The following is a 22621-nucleotide window of genomic DNA, read 5'->3' on the forward strand; positions in this document are numbered from 1 at the left end:
GTTCTAAAAAGCAGCCAAAATAAAAATAAGTAGACATTTACAAATTAAACTAAGTGTACAATCAACAAACAAGAGTATTGATTGCAACAATACTCTGTAGAATCGCAATATGGTATGACCATATGCTCTTTATTGATCTGGTTAATATAATGAGTAGAGAATTTTGTTATGCAAAAGATATCTACTACAGCATATTGCAATTGTTTGGAATTGCAGGAATGGGTGCAATGGTAAGACCACTTGGTGCATCTGTATTTGGTCACATTGGTGATAGGTATGGAAGGAGAATGGCGTTAACGATTGCTATCTTGCTAATATCGATTCCTTCTAGTCTCGTTGCGTTTATTCCAAGTTATAGTAAAATAGGAATAACCTCTACTATGTTGCTTCTTACAATCCATCTGATACAAGGGGTTGCACTTGGCGCTGAGCAAGGAGGTAGCTCTGTTTATCTCATAGAGCATTTACCTAATAAGAAAAAACTAGGAATGTTTTTTGGAATAATAAGTTTTGGTCGCTCCATTGGCATATTGCTCTCTGTGGCTGCAGTGATCATCTGTAAAAAAACCACTGATTTTAACGCTTGGGGTTGGAGGCTGCCGTTTATTTTTTCAGCCATTTTAGGATTAATAAGCGCATATAGTATATATACACTAGGAGAAACTCCAGCGTATGAAAAAAATCGAGAACAAAGAAATTTACCTAATTTACCAATAATAGAGCTTACAAAACGCTATAAGAGAGCCCTGATACTTGCCATTTTAATATCTGTACCTGTTAATGTTGCTGTTGGATTTACCATATTTCTTAGAACAATTGCAAAAGAAATAGTGTCTGTTGAAACTTATGTAACAACGTATGTCAACGAAGTTGTACTCATTATAACCAGTATATTAATGCCGATATTTTCAATAGTGCTTGGAATTTTAGCTGATAAAACAGGAAGAGAACGCACTGCAATCTTATTTATAGTGATAACAATGGTATTATGTTGTCCTATGTTATCTATTGCATATTACTATAAAAGCTATCTTATAATCATGTTGAGTGTGATGGCTCTTTCTATAATCGAGAGGGGTATTAATCCTATAGGGATAGTTACTGCTGAGCTTTTTCCTACTAATGTTAGATTTAGTGGTGTTAGCTTATCACGCAACATCTCTTTTGCCTTGCATGGAGGATTTACTCCTATGATATGCACTTGGTTTACTATAATGTTTCCTAAAATAGACTTTGCTGCTGGGCTTTATGTAATTTTTTGCTTATTAGTCAGCTTAGTAGCAATATTGCAAATAAAACCACAAGATAAAAAGTGTGATTGGTAATTTTCTCTATTTAAATTTATTTCACTTATTTAGCTAATTTTTATTACAATTATAATTTTGGCTTTTATGAAAACTGCATACGTATGTCAATTCTGCGGTCATAGCACTGGAAGGTGGGTAGGAAGGTGTATTGCATGTGACAGTTGGGATACGGTTGTCGAAGAAATAGTACTAAAAACAGAAACGAGAAGTACATCTGCACCAATTTCAATAAAAGCGTTATCAGATAGTGAAATTATTACCCCCGATCGTTTTTTAACAGGAATAGAAGAGTTAGATAGAGTTTTTGGTGGAGGTATCGTTCAAGGTGCTAGCATTTTAATTGGTGGTGAACCTGGAATTGGAAAATCTACTCTTTTGCTTAGGATTGCAGCTAATGTTGTACAACTTTCCTCTTTTGAATGTCTTTATGTATCTGGCGAGGAATCTTTAGAGCAAGTGAGCCTCAGAGCAAAGCGTCTTAAGATAAATGAACCTAAAATTAAGCTTTTATCTACAGTATCTTTAACTGATGTAGTAGCAACAATAAGGAAAAATAAAAGTATTAAGTTCTTGATAATTGATTCTATACAAACTATGTATGATAGCAAAGTCACATCAGCACCAGGAACTGTAACTCAAGTCCGTACCTGCGCTCATGAATTGACTGTTCTTGCAAAGCAATATGGTGTTTCTCTCTTAATAGTTGGCCATATAACGAAAGATGGACAAATAGCGGGACCTAAAACCCTGGAGCATATGGTAGATACAGTACTATATTTTGAGGGTGAAAATAGTAATCAATATCGCATTTTACGTACTATTAAAAATAGATTTGGCCCTGCAAATGAAATTGGTGTTTTTGAGATGTCTAAAGCAGGACTCATGCCTGTTGATAATCCATCATCATTATTCTTGACCGTACATGATAGAGAAGTAGTTGGCAGCGCCGTATTTGCAGGAGTTGAAGGCTCAAGACCAATCTTAATGGAAGTGCAAGCATTAATAGCAAGGACTAATATGGCAACTCCAAGAAGAGCAGTAGTCGGTTGGGATATTAATAGATTAGCTATGATAATCGCGGTTCTAAGTGCTCGTTGTAAAATGTTTTTGCATGATAAAGAAGTATACCTAAACATTGCGGGAGGACTCAAAATACAGGAACCATCAGCTGACCTTGCTGTTGCTGCTTCCCTTATTTCAAGTTTAGTAAATTTACCGCTACCAACTTCTTCAATAATCTGCGGTGAAGTTGCACTTTCAGGAGAAATTAGAAACGTTTCGCATGCTGATCTCAGACTAAAAGAAGCACAGAAATTAGGATTCAAAAAAGCGATTATGCCTAAAAATGGTAATTATTCTTCTCATGATATTGAGATAATTAAGCTTGGTCATATAAAAGAGTTAAAAGAGGTCTTCAATCAAAGTTAAATATTATCTGCATGAACATTGTGCTTGTGAGAAGGATGTCATCCCAGCTTCCATAATGTCATCTGAGTAGGTGACATAGGCTTCTTTTTTTCTGGATTCCAGTGTCAAGCACTGGAATGACACCATCATACCTGTTGGAGTATGTATGTAGCCTTATCTCACACTCCTGTCATGTCAGTGCCCAGACACTGGCATCCAGTCTTTTCGTCATCAAAAAAATTGTAAAGTGTTTACCAAATTAGCTGGATTCCAGTTTCACGCACTGACCATTTGCTGTTTTTACTCATAACTACCTTGTCTGGACGAATACGAAAACAAGTAGCTAATTATCGCATAAAAAAAAGAAGATGTAGAATATCTTCTTTTTTATGATTAAAGATACATTAAATCTTGATTGTGTATTTCCTCTGCTATAAGCAATAATTTTTCGCTCTCATCAAAGAGACTTTTTGCGCTAGCTGCTAATTTCTCACTAATTTGTGGTAGACATTGTCATAATATACTCCTTAAATTTTTAAAATATATTTATGTTAGTATACAAGTATCAATATTACATTAATATAATTACTTTTTAGGCATGAGTGACAAGCTGAAGTGGTTTTTGGTTGCCCACAAAACATATTAGATCCTTATTTCATATTCTTTAAAATATTTTTTTTCTTATACTTTCTTTATAAAAACCATGGGCGCCCATTGATTTTTATTGGCTAAAGTAAAGATCAAGTATCTGGAATTCTGGACATAAAATCCTCCTGTATAAAAAAGAGTTAGAAAAAAAATGCAGTGCACATACGACAGATATACACTGAAGAATACATTTTTTAATAAGTTTGATTAAAAAGTCTGCAGACTAAAGATAGATTTTGAGCTCTTAAAATATCTCTATTTGTAATTATAATGAGATTGAAAATATGCGGAAGTAATTTTTATACGTTAGCTATCTATAACGGCTCACCCAACCCACTTGCAATCTGGATCCCAGACTGGGATGGCAAGAAAAGGCTACTCGGATAGGAAGTACTGGAATGACACCATCTAAAAATTGAAGCTTGGTCATATGAAAAAGTTAAAGGAAATCTTCAATCACATTTAAACAGCGCTTCAGCAAACTCTTTGCCAGTAAATTCCCTCAGGTCTTCTATACTTTCACCAATTCCTATAGCGTGTAATTTCACCTTATAAGCTTCTGCAAGCCCAATCACTACTCCACCTTTGGCAGTACCATCTAGCTTTGTTACAATTAACCCGGTAACACCAACCATTTTACTAAACGCCTCTAATTGGCTATAAGCATTTTGGCCAGTAGTTGCATCAAGAACTAAAATAACATCATGAGGAGCAGTATCATCCAATTTCTTTATCGTTCTATGTATTTTTGACAGCTCTTGCATGAGATTTACATTGTTTTGTAGCCTTCCTGCTGTATCAATCAAAACAACATCAACGCTCTCTTTTATCGCTTGATTTACAGCTCTATATGCCACACTTGCAGAATCGCTACCGTGCTCTCCAGTAACAATAGAGCAATCAGAACGTTCTGCCCAAATATTTAATTGCTCACTCGCAGCAGCTCTGAATGTGTCGCACGCAACAAGCATAACGGATTTTCCTTTTTCCTTATATTTATGGGCAAGTTTACCTATAGTTGTAGTTTTTCCATTACCATTCACTCCGCATACCATTATTATGTGTGGTTTTTTATTCAAAATGAGCGGCTGCACAACAGGGTTTAATATTGTTTTTATTTCGCTCATTAACTGCTGTGTGATAATGTTATGTTCAACTTCTGATTCAAATTTGATACTTGCGAGCTTATCAATAAGCAATCTAGAAGTTTTATGACCTATATCCATGCTAATCAGCAGCTCTTCCAGATCATCTAAAAGCGACTGATCTAATTTTTTTTTGCCAGAAAAAATATTTTTTACTCCATCACTAAAACGGGAGGAGGTTTTTAATAGTCCTTGATAAAGATTACTGAATAAACTCAAGAAATACTCCTTCTAAAATTACCATATAAAGAATGACATGCACTATATGTATTTGTAAAGTAAATACACTCGTAACCTATATATTTTATGAGTAAAATGTACCGCTTGCTAGTGTATTTTACTTTAGTTTTTAACCTAAATATGTTATAATGTAAGTAATGGTTTACGGGTAATCTATGAGTTATAATGAGAAAATTTTAGATCATTACGAAAATCCAAGGAATGTTGGTTCTCTGGATAAAAATGATCCAAATGTTGGTACTGGTTTAGTTGGTGCACCATCATGCGGAGATGTAATGAAACTGCAAATAAAGGTCAACGATAAAGGTGTTATTGAAGACGCAAAATTTAAAACTTTTGGTTGTGGTTCTGCTATAGCTTCAAGTTCTTTGCTTACAGAAATGATCAAAGGAAAAACTATTGAGAATGTAACAAAGATAAAGAATACTCAAATAGTGGAAGAATTGTCTTTGCCGCCAGTAAAGATACACTGTTCAGTACTTGCTGAGGATGCTATAAAAGCTGCTATTCATGATTATCAAAATAAACAAAAACATTGAGGAATATGAGTGAATTTCAAGGAGTAAATTCTGTTAAAAAACCTATCACTCTAACTGCAAATGCAGTAGAGAGGGTAAGGTTTTTATTGGACAAAAAGAAGCATGCTAACCTTGAAGAAGCAATAGGAATAAGAGTTCTAATTAAGCAAAAAGGATGCTCTGGTTTAAAATATGATATTGAATATGCATATGATGTTCGTCCTTTGGAGTCGGTAATTGAAGAAAGCTGCAGTGATGATCAAAAAGTCAAGGTGCTGATCGATCCAAAATCTATCATGTTTATCCTTGGCTCTGAAATGGATTATGTAGAGGAAAAATTCTCATCAGGTTTTATTTTCAAAAATCCTAATGAGAAAGGAAAATGTGGTTGTGGAGAGAGTTTTCATGTCTAGCAACCATTTCACATTATTTGGAATTGAACCGGCTTTTAACATCAGCTTTGATGAGCTGGAGAAAAAATATATTGAGCTAAGCAAAACTGATATAAATGAAAGAGAGTCCAAAAATATGGAAAATATCAACAAAGCTTATCAGGTACTGAAGTCACCGCTAAAGCGTGCCGAACATTTGTTGGATCTTTTTGACGTACAAAGCAAAAAAGAGCATCTTGATCCTGAAATATTAAATGAATCAATGGAAATAAGAGAATACTTTCTAGACTGCGATGATTTACAATTTGCAAGTAGGATGATTGATGAAAAGGTAAAAGATTGTACTAAAAACCTAATTAATGCTTTTGCTACAAAAAATTTTGATGAAGCTTCTACGCAAGTTTTTAGATTGAGATATTTATATAAGTCATTTGAGGAGATAAAGGAAAATGCGGCCAGTTCAAATTTCTGAACCAAGTTCAAATGAGGTAGTTTTTGGTATAGATCTTGGAACTACTAACTCTTTAATTGCCATGGTAAATAAAGCTGGCAATGTAGAAATATTTAAAGATGAGCAAGGTCGTGAACTATTACCTTCTGTCATTTCATATGAAAAGGATGTACTAAAAGTAGGCTACGATGTTGGCGAAAACGCTATCTGCTCTATAAAACGCTTAATGGGTAAAAGTGTTAAAGACTTGCATAAAGAAGGTATCAATTGTGAAATAGATAACGAAAGTGAAAAAGTTATTAGGGTAAAATGCTCAGAAGAAAAGTATCTCACTCCTATTGAGATCTCTGCTGAGATACTAAAAACTCTATGCAAGAGGGTAAAAAAATTCACAGGGATGAAAGTTAACAAAGCAGTGATTACTGTACCAGCTTATTTTGATGATTCAGCACGTAACGCAACCAAATATGCAGCAAAATTAGCTGGCATAGATGTTCTTCGCCTCATTAATGAACCAACCGCTGCAGCACTTTCTTACTCCATTGAAAAGAACAATAACAGTGGCATATATGCAGTTTATGACCTCGGTGGTGGAACATTTGACATTTCAATATTAAAATTACATCAAGGAGTGTTTCAAGTTCTTGCAGTTGGTGGTGATACTAAACTTGGTGGTGATGATTTTGATCATCTACTTAGTTTAATCGTGCTTGAAAAGTATAGAGAACGGGTAGGTTTAAATAAAAAATGCTCTAGTGTCATCCCAGTGCTCCGATACTGGGATCCAGAAAGTTTGATTGCAAGTGAACACACCAGAAAGTTATATAATAAGAACTGGATTCCAGTGTCAAGCACTGGAATGACACCATCTGATACAACTACCTACAAATTACAACATTCATACACTAAAACTGGTATCTGCAATATACGTGCTATAAAAGAGTACCTAAGTGAAGATACCTCTGGCACTTTTGAATTCAGCATCAATGGTGAATTATTTAAGTGCAAAATTACCAAAGAAGAATTCGAGCAAGCAATCAGTCCTTTGGTTAATAAGACTATAAATATAGTTACTCGTACTATAAGCAACATAGATCTTAAAATCGATGATATAAAAGGGGTAATTTTAGTTGGTGGCGCAACTAGAGTGCCATTAGTGCAAAATTCACTAATCAAGCTCTTTGGCAATAAAGTGCTGAATGATGTGGATCCGGACAAAGCAGTTGCCAATGGGGCAGCTTTGCAGGCTCATTATTTAACTTCAAACTCAAAAGATAGGAATATTCTCCTTGATGTGCTGCCTTTATCACTTGGCATAGAAACTATGGGGGGAATAGTTGAAAAAATTATACCAAGAAATACACCACTACCAGTTTCAGAAATAAAAGAGTTTACAACTTACGCTAACGGGCAAACAGCAATGAAAATTCACGTTTGTCAAGGAGAACGTGAAATGATAAAAGATAATAAATCTCTAGCACGATTTGAACTCAAAGGTATACCACAATTGCCTGCAGGTTCTGCAAAAGTTGAAATAGGATTTACAGTTAGCATTGATGGAATATTGACTGTCACTGCAAGAGAAAAAACTACTGGAGTCGAACAGACAGTTGAAATAAATTCAAGCTCTGGCTTAAGTGAAGAAGATATTCAAGATATGGTCAATCAGTCAGTAAGTAACTTTGATGAAGACATGAAGGCTCGTTCCCTTGCAGAGGCTAAAATTAACGGTAACAAGCTCATACATCTAGTTGAAAATGTTTCCATTGAGCAAAAGTTAAAAATTTTACTACAGAACGCAAAAGACGCTTTACAGGAAAATGACTTAGACAACATTAATAATGCTATCTCTGAGTTAGAAAACTCTGCTTTAGAGTTATGCGAATCAGAAGACAGATAGAGTTCATAAAACTTTGTGAAGTACCCTGTCAAATCTCAGAGCAATAGGTAACCTAAAATCAAACGGTAACCAATCAACTTTGCCTAATTTAAACGATAAACCAACCATGCTTACGCGCCCAACTATATTTTCAGTTGGTATTAACCCAATTTCAGAAAACCTGCTATCAAAAGAATTATTTCTATTGTCTCCCATAACAAAAAATTGATCATCAGGCACATAATAAACTGGAGTATTGTATGATAACTTGTTAGAAAGATTATCTATTAGAATTTCATGCTCCTTGCCGCTCGGGAGTGTTTCGATGTATCTTGCTATATTACGCTTTGACTCATAATCAAAAAAATTTTCAATTTGTCTTCGCTTTACTTTCTGATCATTTAAATATAACTCCCCCTCTATCATTTGCACTTTATCGCCCGGTATTCCTATTACCCGCTTAACAAATCTAATGCTGTCATTTCTTGTAGGCTTGAAAACTATTATATCACCACGCTCCGGAGGGGTATAAAAGATTCTACCGCTAAAGATGTTTGGAGAAAATGGAAAAGAGTGTTTACTATAACCATATGAATATTTACTAGTAAAAATATAATCTCCCTCAAGTAGAGTGCTTTTCATTGAACCAGAAGGAATATGAAATGGCTCAAATAAAAAACTACGTATTGATAGCGCAATTAGTAGCAAAAAAAACAGTGAAGATAAAAACTTTCTCGTTCTTGCTATCCGGTTCTCTCTCAATTCTTTCAATTTTATTTTCTTTATAAATTTAAGCTTATCATAACACATAAAAGTGGTAATGTGAAATTTTACTCATGGGTGTTATTGCTCTTTTCGAAAGTCGAAATAAGCCCTTAAGTAATTGACAGTGATTGATAACCAGTAGACATCATTTGCTATGCAATATTGTATAAATCACAATGCTAGTTTTACTGAAAATTATACTATTTTAGATATAATTATAATATTTAAACTTAAGGTATAGGGATGAACCCTACAATTAGAAAGGTTTTTTGTATTCTACTTATAGTATTATTTATTTCTTTTTCTCATGTTGGAAGTGCTGCTAACTCTAATGACGATACAACTGCTCAAGTAATATGTAATATTATTGGCTACGTTTGGGGAATAGGTGGACCGCTTATGACCGTAGTGATAATAGGAGCAGCTTTACTTGCAATATTTGGTAGAATGCCGTGGCCTGCTCTTTTCGCCCTCGGTGTATTTTGCGCTGTGTTTTTTGGCGCTAAAACTATTGTCATAAAAGTAATGGGTGGTATAAACTCTACAAATGCCTCTTTTATGGAAGAATGTGGAACGGGAGATAAAAAAAAGAGTCAATAGGACTATTTCTTTCTAAAGCAGACTTGGTGCACAGCTTCAACTATATTTTCCACTTGTGGTAATGCTTTCTTTTCTAGGTTTGCAGCATAAGGTAAGGGGACATCCTTGCCGGTTACCCGTACAACCGGAGCGTCAAGGTAGTCAAATCCTTGTTCCATAACCATGGCTGAGAGTTCTGCTCCTATTCCTGCAAATGGCCAACCCTCTTCTATGCTTACTAATCTATTGGTCTTCTTAATAGAGTTAATAACTGTTTCAGTGTCAAGTGGTCTTAAGGTTCTGAGGTCGATAACTTCAGCTTCTATTCCTTCACTAGAGAGTAAATCTGCTGCATTTAACGCATCCATTAGTTTCAATGAAAAAGCAGTGATAGTTACATCCTTTCCTTCCCGTATAACAGCAGCTTTGCCTATCTCAAGTAGATAATCTTTATTTGATAGCTCAGAATCAGGAATCTCATGTTCATGCCCATAAGCGATCTCGTTTTCTAGAAATATTACTGGATTAGGATCACGAATTGCAGCTTTAAGCAGACCTCTGCAATCAGAGGCAAAGTAAGGTGCTATTACTTTCAAACCTGGAACATGCGAATACCAAGATGCAAAGCACTGAGAATGTTGTGCGGCAACTCTTGCTGCAGCTCCATTTGGTCCACGAAACACTATAGGGCATCCAAGTTGTCCACCTGACATATAATTTGTTTTTGTTGCGGAATTCACAATTTGGTCAATAGCTTGCATAGAAAAATTAAAAGTCATAAACTCAACAATAGGTTTGAGCCCAGCAAACGCTGCTCCAACAGCAAGACCAGCAAATCCATGTTCGGTAATAGGTGTATCAACTACCCTATTTTCTCCGAACTCTTTCAGTAATCCTTTTGTTACTTTATAAGCACCATCATACTCTGCAACTTCTTCACCCATGATAAATACATCAGGGTCATTTTGCATTTCTTCTCTGATTGCCGTGCATAACGCTTCTCTTACACTTAAGCTTGCCATTTGTAAATCTGTAAATTTCAACTGAAATAACTATATCAAAATTACCAGGAAGCGCACAAGTTAAGTTTTACAAGCATCATGTTGCATTGAGCATTGAATACTTACTTCTTTTAATTCAGTAGGTTGCGGTGATAGTGCGTATGTAACTCCACCGACTATCAATGAAGACATCACAGAAGTTGCAATCATCAATAGAATTGGTAATTGGAAGGCTACACTAAAGGCAACACCTACTGTCAACATGATTGCAAAGTTTACAGAAGCAATTTTTAAGAAAGACAGTTGTGCTTTTTCTGTTTTTTCTAGTAATACTTTATTTGCTTTGGTTTTGCTTAATTCACTATTAAGTGTTGTATTTTTACTTTTTAGATCTTGTATTTGTTGTTTTAGTGATTGATTCTCTTCACTGAGTTTATCAAGTACTTCTAACCTATTCTCATGTCCAGCTAAGTCACTCTTTAATTTTTCTAGTTCTTTCTCAACATGTTTTAATTCTTTACCTGGCTTTTCTAACTTCCGAATTTGTCTATCTTGCAACTGAATTTGAGGTTGCAGACTTTCTAAAATTTGGTCATTAACTTCATTAGCTGCTCCATCGTTATTTATTTCAGAGCAGAAAGAAGTATCAAATGTAGCCTCAGACTCTAGACCGCTGTCGTCACTACTAACACTTTCACCAGTAATAGAATGAGAAGCGATTTGCTCACTCTGAATATTATCATTATTCCCTTTCCTTCTTTCATTCCACATTTGTATTTCCACTGCTATTGATTTTTCTCTATCATTTCCTAATTTAGTAATTCCATTCACAAATGAACTGACTCGAGTTATATTATCATTCTGAGATGAGTGGTCACAACTTCCTTCTCCAACTTGGATGTGAAAGCCTTTTATCTTCTTTCGCGAATGATTTTCTTCTGCCTCCTCTAACATTTGTACTATCGCTTCCTTATTTTCTGTATTACCTACCACCTCCCTTGGAGTCTTATTTTTACTTTTTAATGAAGGATTCACTCGATCATCACTTAGTAGTTGTTTTACCATGCTTTCATGTCCACAAGAAGCAGCAATATGCAAAGCAGTTATTCCATCATTTCTAGATCCATCTTTTACTCGAGCGCTAACACTTGCTTTCTTTTTCATTAGAAATTCCGCTATCAAAAGATTGTTGCATGCTGTAGCAAGATGTAACAACGTCCAATCTTCTGCAGCTTCTTCTGAAATTTTTATACTAAATTGATGTTCTTTACTAAAATTTTTACTAAACTTGTTGTACTCTCCTGCATCTTTTCCTTTTAACTCATTCTTTATTTTTTCAAGTAAATTATCTTCATCCAAATCGCTACTTTCACTTACCTCATTTATTATTTCAAAAAACTTCTCCTTCTCTATTGCCATAACCTTTCCCTCTAAATTTATTTTTATCTCTGCATAATCTCACAAAAAAGTTAAATTTATCAAAATTCTATATTTTATATAAAATAAAATTTCCTGTTTCCAAAAATTGGTAAGCATGTTTTTGATGAGATTGTAGAAAACATACTTTTATGACACCATTTATTGTACGAACTAACTTGGCGAAAACAGATGTTTATATAGTTGTGTGGCAAAATGTTTTGCACTAGTTGTGCTATCTCGTTTTCCGTAATAGTTGAAAAAATTAGTAGAAAGTTGTTGTAAGTTTATGTATTTTGAGGCTGTAATGGTCAAAGGTACATGAAGTATGATCAGAGTTAAAGGTGCAAGAGAGCATAATTTGCAGGGTATTGATGTCAATATACCAAAAAATAAGTTAGTTGTTATAACTGGACTAAGTGGTTCTGGTAAGTCTAGCCTCGCATTCGATACGATTTATGCAGAAGGCCAACGCCGATACGTCGAAAGTCTATCGGCTTATGCACGTCAATTTCTTAATATTCAAGATAAACCAGATGTTGAGTCAATCACAGGCCTCTCTCCTGCAATATCAATTAATCAAAAGTCGATCTCAAAAAATCCAAGATCAACTGTTGGAACCGTTACTGAAATTTACGATTATGTACGTTTGATATATGCACGAGTAGGAATACCTTATTCGCCTGTAACTGGGTTGCCAATAACGAAACAGGCTGTATCTCAAATTGTAGATACTATTATAGCATTACCTTTAGAAACTAAAATATATATACTTGCTCCTATTGTGCGTGGCAGAAAAGGAGAGCACTTCAAAGAGATATTGGAAATTAAAAAGCAGGGTTACGTGAGACTAAAAATAGATGGTGAAACATACAATATAGATGACTTGCCTAAACTCGATAAAAACAAGAAACATGATATTTTTGTTATTGCAGATAGAATCTCCATATCAGATGATATAGGAAATCGACTACCAAGCAGTGTAGAATCAGCATTGAGTCTGGGCCATGGCTTAATGTATGCAGAAATAGTGAACTTACCTGATAACCACAATTCCGAGTATAAAAATGGTCAAACTTTAACTTTCTCAGAGAATTTTGCATGTCCTGAGTCTGGCTTTACTCTTGAAGAAATAGAGCCAAGATTGTTTTCTTTTAACAGCCCCTACGGTGCATGCAGTTCATGCAATGGGCTCGGTAAAAAACTAAGTGTTGATGCAAAGCTAATAGTGCCAGATGAAACGCTCTCGATATCTGAAGGTGCTTTAAAGCCAATTGGATCAATATTCCGTCAAGTGCATACAAACTATGGATTGCTAAAAAATGCAATTCTATCACTGGCTGAAAATTGCAAATTTAGCCTTGATGTTCCGTGGAAGAATATAGACCAAAAAGTGAAGGATTTAATACTTTTTGGCTCTAGAGAAATGAAATTTCAAGGTTTGGTCAGTATCCTAGAACGCCAGATGGATTACGATGCATCACTTATTGATAGGTATTGTTCTGTTACTGACTGCAAAGAATGTGCTGGCTATAGATTGAGAAAAGAAGCACTTACAGTGAAAATTGATGAAAAACATATAGGTGAAATATCAAGGCTCAGCATCGATGAATCCCTTAAGTGGTTTGGAAATTTATCAGATAAACTTACAGAACAACAAAGGCAAATTTCAAATAAAATATTAAACGAAATAATCAAAAGGCTGACATTTTTAAAGAATGTAGGGCTAAATTACCTTACACTTGACCGTGAATCTAGCACTCTCTCTGGTGGTGAAAGCCAGAGGATCAGGCTTGCTTCGCAAATTGGTTCTGGTTTAACAGGAGTGCTATACGTGCTTGACGAACCCTCAATTGGCCTTCATCAATGTGATAATGATCGATTAATTGCCACACTTAAAAATCTGAGAGACATGGGTAATACTGTGATTGTTGTTGAACATGATGAAGACACAATAATGGCTGCTGATTATGTGATTGATATTGGTCCTGGAGCTGGCGTGAATGGAGGAAAAATCGTTGCAGAAGGAACACCACATCAGGTACAAAAAAATTCAGAGAGCATAACAGGACAGTATTTAAGTGGAAAGAAGGAAATTTCAATTTCAAAAAGAAGAAAGCAAACAACTCAGTTCATAAAGGTAGTTAACGCATGTGAGAATAACTTAAAAAATATAAATGTTGAATTTCCTATAGGGAATCTTATTTGTGTTACTGGAATATCAGGAGGAGGAAAATCAAGTTTAGTAATAGAAACACTATATAAATACTCAGCACAGAAGATAAATCATTCATCTGCAAAGCATGGTAAATGCGATAAAATAGAAGGCCTTGAGTATATAGATAAAATTATAGAAGTTGATCAGTCACCAATTGGTAGGACCCCAGCATCAAATCCAGCAACATATGTTGGTATGTTTACTCACATCAGAAATTGGTTTGCAGGTCTCCCAGAGTCGAAGGCACGAGGTTACAATATAGGCCGATTTTCATTTAATACCAAGGGAGGAAGATGTGAAGCTTGTAAAGGTGATGGGCATTTAAAGATCGAGATGCATTTCCTACCGGACGTTTATGTGAAATGTGAGCAATGTAGAGGACAGAGGTATAACCGAGAAACATTGGAAGTTACTTACAAGGGAAAATCAATTTCTGATGTGCTTGATATGACAATAGATCAAGCATGTGACTTTTTTGAAAATCTTCCAATGATAAAGGAAAAGTTGATTTCTTTACAGGAAGTAGGGCTTGGTTATATAACGCTTGGACAGTCGTCAACAACGTTGTCCGGGGGTGAAGCACAACGAATAAAGCTGTCTAAGGAACTATCAAAGCGATTTACCGGGAAAACATTGTATATTCTCGATGAGCCAACAACTGGGTTACATTTTGAAGATGTAAATAATTTACTGAAAATACTCCATAGGCTAGTTGATTTAGGAAATACTGTTATAGTTATTGAGCACAATTTACATGTTATAAAAACTGCTGATTACATAATAGATATTGGTCCAGAGGGTGGAGTAAAAGGTGGCGAAGTGGTTGCTGTAGGAACTCCAGAAAAAGTTGCACAGACTCCAAAAAGCGTTACAGGCAAGTATCTTAAAACATATTTATTGGATCAAGTATCGACTATTTCTTAATAATTAGGTTATGAGGAGCATTTTAAAAGGTATACCTAACATATTTAATTCATGAATCTTCTCTTATTAAAAAAAGCTACAGATCTCATATTTCCAAACGTATGCGTAAGTTGTGAACGTATAATTGATAAAAGTTATGATTTATGTAGTGAATGCAATAAAAAAATCAATTTTTTAACTAAGCATTACTGTAATGTTTGTGGTGTAGTAATTCCAGATAACATTGATACATGTGGTAGATGCATCAGTAACCCTTCACCATTTAAAGTATTAAGATCAGTTTTTGCCTACGATGAACATAGCAAAAATATGATTATAAATTTTAAATTTTTTGATAACTTAAACTACATGAAAGTCTACGCAAAGTGGATGTACAAAGCTAACAAAGACATGTTTCAAAATGCAGAGGTCATAATTCCCATACCGCTACATAAAATACGCTTATTTAAACGTAAATATAATCAAGCAGCATTGCTCGCGAAGGAATTAAGTAAGTTATCTTACTTATCTTATACACCATTTGCAATAAAACGTATTCGTCACACTGTACCTCAAGCTGGTCTTTCACTTAAAAGGCGTGAAAAAAATTTGAGAAAGGCTTTTAAAATAAGCAACAGCGAAATTATCAAAAACAAAATCGTGATATTGGTTGATGATGTAGTAACAACTGGTGCAACTGCAAGGTCTTGCTCTCAGGAAATTTTAAACTCTGGTGCAAGAGAAGTGAGAGTACTATCGCTTGCAAGAACTGTATGAAAATCAGCTTTAAGGTATAATTTTCATTTTTGAAAACTGTTTAGTTTCTTAGTACTAACTTCTGTATCATTTCTCTTAAAAAAATTCTAGTTATAGTGTATACTGAGCCTATAATTATAGCCCTTTTTCTAATAGTTCGAATAGCTGGATATTCTTTCTGGCTCAATTTTTTATAGCAAACCAATGGTTTGATTAAAATCAGGAGAATATGGAGGCAGATATATAACTTCAGCACCGATACTTTTAACAAATTCACTTATTTTCTATAAAAAGTTGCATTATCCAAAATCACCCAGCAATAAAGCTTGAACTAGCTATTAAAAACGTCTGTATCGCAATAGCCTTCAAAAATCATAGGCGCCATAATTTTTCCCTTATTCAAAGCTGCAATCATATTTTTGAATACTCACTGCATTCAGAAAAAAATAGGTACATGCTAGTGTAATAGCAGTGGATATAATAATTGGAACAAGTAAAAAAGCCTCTATTAGTTTTCTTATAGAGCTGGCTGGTTTAATGCTGTTATTATTCAATGATGCAAAATAATTTTCACTAAGGTTGGCCATCCATTTTGCGCCAGATAAGACCCTCTCACTATTTTTTTTAGATAAGTTGACTTGTATTTGCTTTCCCATGTTTATAATTATGCTAATAATAAACATGATAAGATCAATATAAATTTTTTACTTCCGTGTTTTTTCTATTGTTGTTTATAATGACTATAGTTACATCACATATTTCTTTCAATTAAATGGATCAGTTATTTATTGCAAATCACTGACTTTTTTAATGGATTCTTTTTCTAAATAATTTCCAAAAATGTGTTTACTTTTGTTTGTAATTGTGTAGTAACTGCAACGTAAAGTTATAGGAGGTAAAGATGGATTTTGAAAATCTGAAAAAGATATTAAGTGCAATTGATAAAGATGCAAGTGTAAATAAAGATAACGTAATTAATAAAATAAAAGAAGTATTGCGAAGGGAAGATACAATAGCGTATCAAGAGTGGGAAAATAAAAATTTTAGTATAAATCATAGATTCATCCAAAGTGATCCTGATGCCGAATTTACATTATTAATTGCAGCTGCAGCAGCTGGCTGTAAGGATTTAGTGAATGTTTTATTAGATAGGCATGCGGATGTTCATGTAGAAGGTGAAAATAGAGAGACTGCTTTGCATCATGCCGTTTATAGTCGATGTGTAGGTGTAGTAAATGCTCTACTAAAAAAAGGTGCTGATGTTAATGTAAAAGACAGAGGTGGTAGTACTCCTTTGCATTATGCTACTATATATGAACTCATAGATGTAGTAAATGTTCTACTAAAAACAGGTGCAGATATTAATGTAAAAGATGAAAATGGTAGTACTCCTTTGCATTATGCTACTTTAAGTAACCATGTAGAGGTAGTAGATGCTCTGTTAGCTGAAGGCGCAAGTGTTCATGTAAAAGATAGAAATGGTAGTACTCCTTTGCATTATGCTGCTAAAAATGGCTATTTAGAGATAGTAGATGCTCTACTAGACAGAGGTGCAGATGTTTATGAAAAAGATAGTTTGCAGAAAACTCCTTTGTATTATGCCATTATAAATCACCAAGAAGATACGGTAGAGAGTATAAAAGGGTTTTTAAAAAATAAAGTAGTTCAAGGTAGTGTAGTTGTTGGTGGCTTAGTTGCCATGTTAGGGAATTTTGTAACATCGACGCTTTTTATAACCGAGACAATGGAAATTACATTAACATCTGTTACGGCAGCAATAGCTGTATCTGCATCAACAGCATTAACATCTGGTTATGCTAAATATCTAATGTCAAAATTCGATAACGAAATAAAAGAAATAAAAGAGCGACAAAACGTAATGGAAGGGAGGCAAAGCTTAACAGAAGGGTGGCAAAGTGTAGATCTACAAAGCATACGTATACATAATGCTCTTTCGTAACTTTTTACTTCCGCACTTCTTTAGTGTTGCTTATAATAACTATAGATTTAGATCTTAATTAGAGGCTTTAATTACCTACTTTAAGTTATTGAATTTCTTATCATAGCATCTATCATTCCAGTACCCTGGAATGAAAGAAAAAGAACACTGAATTAAAAATACAACATACCATCTTATATCTTAATACTGCATAATACCTCGATTATAGATTGATTAAGGACACCTTGAGTTATCTCTTTATTTAGTCTTGCTTTACTATGAAAAGCTTGTACTCTTTAAATGTATTATTTATAAATTCACTGTTTATAAGCTAAAATATGTCTAGTAGAGCTAATATACCTTTTTTTATAGCTGGTGCTATTGCTTCTCTTACATTAATTACATCTGGAGTTTTTGCTGTAGCTCCTTACGTTGCATTTTTATCTTCAGTTGCAGCTTTAAATATAGCTCCCCCTGTTATTTTTATTTTGTTTGCGCTTTCTGCAGTAGTAATTGTGTTTTCATATAAAATGATTGAGCAAAGTAAAAAATCTCAAGAAAACTCGAAAGCTGAAGTCAAAGAGCTAAATAAAGAGTCAAGTAAAGAAGAATTAGAGAATGAAGAGGCTAAAGAAAATAAAAAGAAGCTTAGTGATCTAGAAAAAAAAGTCGAGAGAATTTCAGATAGTTTTGTAACGAAAGATAAAGTGGAGGGGTTAGAAAAAGTGGTTGGTGACCTTTCTGCACAGTTAATTAATAGTACTGCAATAGATGAAGTAGAAGAAAAGTTGAGTATGGAATTTTATGCAAAAGGTGAAGAAAGAGGGTGGAATACAACATTTAGTGATATTATATTACCAAATAACATAAAAGAAAAATTGAAAGGGATTTGTAAGTTACAAGGCAGAGGATATCTCTTGTACGGTCCACCAGGAACTGGTAAGACTAGTATTAGTAAGGCAATTGCAAATCAAACTAAATCTCTGTTTGCGTTTATGTCTGTTTCTGCATCTTGCTTGTCTAATCAATCAAATATAGATCAGGTTTTTGAGAAAGCAGAGGCAAACAGTCCGTGTATAATTTTTATAGATGAGATTGACGGCATTGGCAAAAAGCGCACTTCCATTGAAAATGCAGGACCTTTAACTCATTTACTCACTAAATTGGATGGAGAGTTTTTATCCTCAAAAAATATAACGGTAGTTGCTGCAACTAATCATAAGAATCATTTAGATCCTGCGCTTATTAGGGGTGGTCGTTTGGAGTGTATTGAGGTTCCTGGGCTGGATAAAGACGATACACGTCAAAAAATGTTACAAGAACGGCTCGAAAAATTAAAAGATAGCGATATGAAAATTCTTGTACAGGCTAGTAAGGGATTCGCAATGGCAAATCTGATTTGCTTAATCAATAAAATAAACGAAACTACAGAAAAGGAAGGCGAAATAAAATATCTTCGCACTTTCTGTAAAAATTTCAAAAAGGAGCATAACATAAAAGATGAGCTAGATAAGAAACATAGTAACGGAAAAACTAAAAACAAGGATATAAGGCTATCATCTGGAAGCTTATCTAGAAGTTCATCAGTAAGCTCTTCATTGAGTGATGTATCTTCTCGAGTAAGTAAGCGGCAAATCAAGGAATAAAGAGAATTACTACACAGTCTGGGATGACGCCATGCAAGTGACACAATTCGAATCATGTCATTCCAGTGCGTGACACTGGAATGGCTTTGTTGCATAGGTCAAATAAAAAGAACTGGCAGTTACTGACAAAATTCACTATAAGACAAGCATTTAACCTACTAAAGAAAAATATGCCACAAAAAATGAGAGTCAGTAACTGCCATGAATATAACAAATTTCTCCAAGAGAGGGGAAATATTTTTTATTACGTCAATGATGCCATAGAAAATTGGTACGAAAAAGGTCCAAAAATGGCTGGTGGCAACTATATTTATAGCGATAAGGTCGTGATTCTGGTTCACATAATAACTTATTTATTTAGAATAGATCTGAGACAAACAGCGGGATTTATAGCAGGGTACCTTGAGCAAGTAAGGAAAAACTTGCAAGTTATTAGCTATTCCCAGGCCTCAAGAAGGCTTAAAAAACTTAACATCAAAATTAATGATCGAAGACATGATAAAAATAATACAGAAGATATTGAGATTGCCATAGATAGTACTGATCTACAATAATATTCCAGGTCATAGCAAGGCAAATGGTACAGATAGAAAGTATCGCTGCTATGAGCAAACAAGAAAACTGCATGTAATGCTAGAGATAGGTAGCAAAAAAGTTATAGCAGCAAAATACAGTGGCGGAGTTTATTCTGACCACTATGGAGCATGTGATCTTATTGCAAGGATTGATGTTAAATATAATATAAGCACACTATATGCAGACAGGGCATATAATCGAAAGAAGTTATACAAACTGTGCGATGAGCTTGACATAAAGACAAGGATTCCTCCGCAAAATAATGCAATAGAGCATCCAAAGTTGGATTATATGGATGAGAGAAATTCTACAATCAAGCTCATAAAGTCATATGATGAAGATGGTATGAAGAGGTGGAAAAAAGAGATAAATTATGGGAAGAGATCTTATATAGAAAGTTTTTTCTCGCGACTGAAGCAAACATTTGGGTTTAGTTTTAGAAACAAATCTGAGGTTAATCGTGAGAGAGAACTGCTACTCAAGTGTTATTTGCTTAACAAATTTACTGATATAGGCATGGCTAAATTTGAGATAGCTTCATGAATTTATTCCACGTTACCTATTATCCGAAGAGTAATGCAACAAAGCCTGCTGGAATCCAGTTTTTCATTTCATCAAATTTAGCATAAGCTCAAGTTTGCTTATAAATTTTTCTGGATGCCAGTGTCTGGGCACTGGCATGACATTATGGAATTTGGGCTCCAGTGTCAACTACTCTAATGACACCTGATTATGATGAAAGAAATCTAATGATTTATATAAACCCCATAGCGTGGCGAATGAAGCGTTTTTTAAGAAAATTTGAATTTTCAACTATCATTAAACCAAATGCTCTAGCGCAAAATATTCTGTTGGAAAATATCCTATTTAGTCCATCAGTTGCAAGTGCCATAGTAAAATTATCAAAGTATCTGTCACGTGAAATTTTCTTCAATAGATAATTACTGCCAACATCAATGCCAGACGCTTTTGCAGTAGTTATTTGTCTAATAACACTCTCTACATCTCTCATTCCAAGATTAAGTCCTTGACCTGCAACTGGATGGATTGAATGTGCTGCATCGCCAATAAGCAAAATTCTGCTTTTATGCAGCTTTCTCGCAAAAGTAAAACTCAAAGGATAAAGTCTTCTTTCACCCTCTAATTCAATTTCTCCCAAATAAGAACCAAATCTTTTTTTGAGTTCTGTGACAAATTCCTCTTCGGATAAGCTCATCAGCATTTTTGAAATTTCGCATTTTTCTGTCCAAACTATTGAAGAAGTATAGCCACCTTTCATTGGCAAAATTGCAAATGGACCACCAGGAAAAAACCGCTCTACAGCTAAGTTTTGGTGATGTAGTTCATGTTTTACATTAAATACCATGCTATTTTGTTTATAACCAAATTTTATCATTGGTATAGAAAACAGCTCTGGCAGCTTAGAGTTTTTACCTTCAGCGCAGATAAATAGCGATGATATCAATTTTTGATCATTATCAAGAGTAACTTCCACGTATCCTTCGTCACAAGAAATTGTTTTATAGGAACGTGGAGAATATATATTGAGTTTATGCAAAAAATTATTATTGATTGCATTCCATATAATAGCGCTCTTGATTACATAGCCCATTGGCTCTTCACCGACCATTTTATGGTCATAATGCACAGTAAATGGACTATCTCCATCTAATATGCATATATCAAGTATTGGTTCAGCTTCGCCTTCTAAGAGTCCCCAAATCCCTAATTTTTCTAGTATTTTTTTTGATCCTTGAGAAATAGCGAATGCTCGATTATCATCAATTGCACGTGGTAAACTATTTTTCTCAATTACGGCTACAGATACAGAGTCATTACTCAGGCCAATAGCAGTAATAAGACCAATTAGCCCACTACCTGAAATGATTACATCGTAATTCATTTTATTAACCTAAAATTACATTCTACCCATTTTTAAAATAGTTTAAACGAACTTTGTAGATACTGAACTTCTCATTACTATCTTAGTTATAACCAAAATAGTAATAAAATATTAATTATTTTACACTAGATTAGGTCTAATTTTATTAAAGGAGCTAGATTATGACTACAGATTGCAAAAAAGAATTACTAAATTGCATTAACAAGTACAGAGAAGAACTTGCAGAAAATAAAGCAGCAATTAGACAAACTTTAACTAGCGATAAAATTAATATAAGCGATTACTTTTATCAGGGTGATAAAATCTGTAACAAAGAGCTGTTTAACATAGGAAGTGAGTGTCAGGATACAAAATATGGTAGTCGACAAGAATATACGTATGATGAGTGGAAGGAAAAAATTGAAAAACCTCATGCTAAAGATTTGCTAAAGATGTTACAAAATGAAGTAAAAGGTAAAATATTAAAAAGTTTTGAAGATTATGAAAAATATCATAAAAATGCTACTGAAGCTATAAAAAGAGAATTAGACATAGATTCAAAATTAAAGGCAATACTCAAAGAAAAGCAACAACCAGAAACTGATGTAACTCGAGCATATTATGACGTTATACGAGGTTTATATGAAAATGGAGACATGCGCTCTCAACTAAAGTGCAATGATCTTGATTGTTTTAATAGAACAATAGAAGATAATCTATCTCAAAAACAATCCGAGCTAGCTGCTATAAAGGATGACTTTTTGGATAATACGCAAAATATTTTTCAACATATTCAAGTTGAAGATAGTATTTTTTAGAGAAATAAGATTATGCTATTTTTTTAATGAAATTTCTTAAGTGGTAGATTATTTTTTACAGCTATAGCTGAGGTAGCTGTCACTACCTGAAATGTAACAAATAAAATACCAATCTTAAATATTGCTATATTTCAC

General features: G+C 34.2%; 19 protein-coding genes and 1 pseudogene. 14 read left to right on the forward strand and 6 right to left on the reverse strand.

Annotation, left to right across the window (positions count from 1 at the left end):
- The first annotated feature begins 53 nt into the window (after positions 1-53).
- Complete coding sequence (locus ABWU33_RS03785) at positions 54-1325, forward strand: MFS transporter (RefSeq protein WP_353281044.1); 1272 nt, start codon at positions 54-56, stop codon at positions 1323-1325.
- 66 nt (positions 1326-1391) lie between these two features.
- Positions 1392-2735, forward strand: a complete 1344-nt coding sequence (gene radA, locus ABWU33_RS03790) for a DNA repair protein RadA (RefSeq protein ID WP_250120339.1) — start codon at positions 1392-1394, stop codon at positions 2733-2735.
- A gap of 1079 nt (positions 2736-3814) precedes the next feature.
- Here radA and ftsY read toward each other — a convergent pair.
- Positions 3815-4726: a signal recognition particle-docking protein FtsY gene (ftsY, locus tag ABWU33_RS03795; protein WP_211907967.1), complete on the reverse strand. Its 912-nt coding sequence runs from the start codon at positions 4724-4726 to the stop codon at positions 3815-3817.
- 176 nt (positions 4727-4902) lie between these two features.
- On the opposite strand from ftsY, the gene iscU reads away from it, so the two are divergent.
- The 4 genes from iscU to ABWU33_RS03815 are packed head-to-tail and all read left to right on the forward strand — an operon-like array spanning position 4903 to position 8008.
- The gene (gene iscU, locus ABWU33_RS03800) at positions 4903-5286 is read left to right on the forward strand and encodes a Fe-S cluster assembly scaffold IscU (RefSeq protein ID WP_007302620.1); all 384 of its coding nucleotides are present in this window, start codon (positions 4903-4905) and stop codon (positions 5284-5286) included.
- A 5-nt stretch (positions 5287-5291) separates the two neighbouring features.
- Complete coding sequence (locus tag ABWU33_RS03805; protein ID WP_006012614.1) at positions 5292-5678, forward strand: HesB/IscA family protein; 387 nt, start codon at positions 5292-5294, stop codon at positions 5676-5678.
- Positions 5671-6129 (forward strand): iron-sulfur cluster co-chaperone HscB C-terminal domain-containing protein, encoded by a 459-nt coding sequence (locus tag ABWU33_RS03810; RefSeq protein WP_250120340.1) that lies wholly within the window; start codon positions 5671-5673, stop codon positions 6127-6129. Before ABWU33_RS03805 ends, ABWU33_RS03810 begins: the two co-directional genes overlap by 8 nt.
- Positions 6107-8008, forward strand: coding sequence for an Hsp70 family protein (locus tag ABWU33_RS03815; protein ID WP_353281046.1), 1902 nt, complete (start codon positions 6107-6109; stop codon positions 8006-8008). The genes ABWU33_RS03810 and ABWU33_RS03815 overlap by 23 nt, the downstream gene beginning before the upstream one ends.
- A 3-nt stretch (positions 8009-8011) precedes the next feature.
- On the opposite strand, the gene lepB is transcribed toward ABWU33_RS03815, so the two are convergent.
- Positions 8012-8797 carry a signal peptidase I gene (gene lepB / locus ABWU33_RS03820; protein WP_064085447.1) on the reverse strand — a complete coding sequence of 262 codons (786 nt, stop codon included), beginning with the start codon at positions 8795-8797 and terminating at the stop codon, positions 8012-8014.
- A 198-nt stretch (positions 8798-8995) separates the two neighbouring features.
- Between lepB and ABWU33_RS03825 the strand changes: the two genes are divergently transcribed.
- Entirely contained in the window at positions 8996-9352 is a 357-nt protein-coding gene (locus ABWU33_RS03825; protein ID WP_007302624.1) for a TrbC/VirB2 family protein, read from the forward strand.
- Between the two features lie 2 nt (positions 9353-9354).
- On the opposite strand, the gene ABWU33_RS03830 is transcribed toward ABWU33_RS03825, so the two are convergent.
- Both ABWU33_RS03830 and ABWU33_RS03835 read right to left on the reverse strand, forming a co-directional pair.
- On the reverse strand, positions 9355-10353 hold the full coding sequence (locus ABWU33_RS03830) for a pyruvate dehydrogenase complex E1 component subunit beta (RefSeq protein WP_211907975.1): 999 nt from the start codon (positions 10351-10353) through the stop codon (positions 9355-9357).
- 60 nt (positions 10354-10413) lie between these two features.
- Positions 10414-11751, reverse strand: coding sequence for an ankyrin repeat domain-containing protein (locus ABWU33_RS03835; RefSeq protein WP_211907977.1), 1338 nt, complete (start codon positions 11749-11751; stop codon positions 10414-10416).
- A 325-nt stretch (positions 11752-12076) separates the two neighbouring features.
- On the opposite strand from ABWU33_RS03835, the gene uvrA reads away from it, so the two are divergent.
- Positions 12077-14890: an excinuclease ABC subunit UvrA gene (gene uvrA / locus ABWU33_RS03840; RefSeq protein WP_211907979.1), complete on the forward strand. Its 2814-nt coding sequence runs from the start codon at positions 12077-12079 to the stop codon at positions 14888-14890.
- A 51-nt stretch (positions 14891-14941) separates the two neighbouring features.
- Positions 14942-15646: a ComF family protein gene (locus ABWU33_RS03845; protein WP_211907982.1), complete on the forward strand. Its 705-nt coding sequence runs from the start codon at positions 14942-14944 to the stop codon at positions 15644-15646.
- A gap of 165 nt (positions 15647-15811) precedes the next feature.
- Here ABWU33_RS03845 and ABWU33_RS03850 read toward each other — a convergent pair.
- Positions 15812-16043: pseudogene (locus tag ABWU33_RS03850) on the reverse strand (transposase); the annotation flags it as partial.
- A gap of 483 nt (positions 16044-16526) precedes the next feature.
- On the opposite strand from ABWU33_RS03850, the gene ABWU33_RS03855 reads away from it, so the two are divergent.
- The 4 genes from ABWU33_RS03855 to ABWU33_RS03870 all read left to right on the forward strand — a co-directional run bounded on the left by ABWU33_RS03855 (position 16527) and on the right by ABWU33_RS03870 (position 20329).
- The gene (locus ABWU33_RS03855; protein WP_264337363.1) at positions 16527-17585 is read left to right on the forward strand and encodes an ankyrin repeat domain-containing protein; all 1059 of its coding nucleotides are present in this window, start codon (positions 16527-16529) and stop codon (positions 17583-17585) included.
- A 317-nt stretch (positions 17586-17902) separates the two neighbouring features.
- Positions 17903-19210 carry an AAA family ATPase gene (locus ABWU33_RS03860; protein ID WP_353281050.1) on the forward strand — a complete coding sequence of 436 codons (1308 nt, stop codon included), beginning with the start codon at positions 17903-17905 and terminating at the stop codon, positions 19208-19210.
- A gap of 65 nt (positions 19211-19275) precedes the next feature.
- Positions 19276-19764 (forward strand): transposase, encoded by a 489-nt coding sequence (locus ABWU33_RS03865; RefSeq protein ID WP_264337361.1) that lies wholly within the window; start codon positions 19276-19278, stop codon positions 19762-19764.
- Positions 19765-19840: 76 nt separating this feature from the next.
- The gene (locus tag ABWU33_RS03870; RefSeq protein ID WP_246433088.1) at positions 19841-20329 is read left to right on the forward strand and encodes a transposase; all 489 of its coding nucleotides are present in this window, start codon (positions 19841-19843) and stop codon (positions 20327-20329) included.
- A 211-nt stretch (positions 20330-20540) separates the two neighbouring features.
- On the opposite strand, the gene ubiH is transcribed toward ABWU33_RS03870, so the two are convergent.
- Positions 20541-21689, reverse strand: coding sequence for a 2-octaprenyl-6-methoxyphenyl hydroxylase (gene ubiH / locus ABWU33_RS03875; RefSeq protein WP_264337540.1), 1149 nt, complete (start codon positions 21687-21689; stop codon positions 20541-20543).
- A gap of 161 nt (positions 21690-21850) precedes the next feature.
- Here ubiH and ABWU33_RS03880 point away from each other — a divergent pair, with 161 nt between their 5' ends.
- A complete protein-coding gene (locus tag ABWU33_RS03880) occupies positions 21851-22486 on the forward strand; it encodes a hypothetical protein (RefSeq protein WP_250120345.1) in 636 nt (211 codons plus the stop codon).
- Positions 22487-22621 lie beyond the last annotated feature (135 nt).

Source organism: Wolbachia endosymbiont (group B) of Cyclophora punctaria, from assembly GCF_964028235.1.
Lineage (GTDB): Bacteria > Pseudomonadota > Alphaproteobacteria > Rickettsiales > Anaplasmataceae > Wolbachia.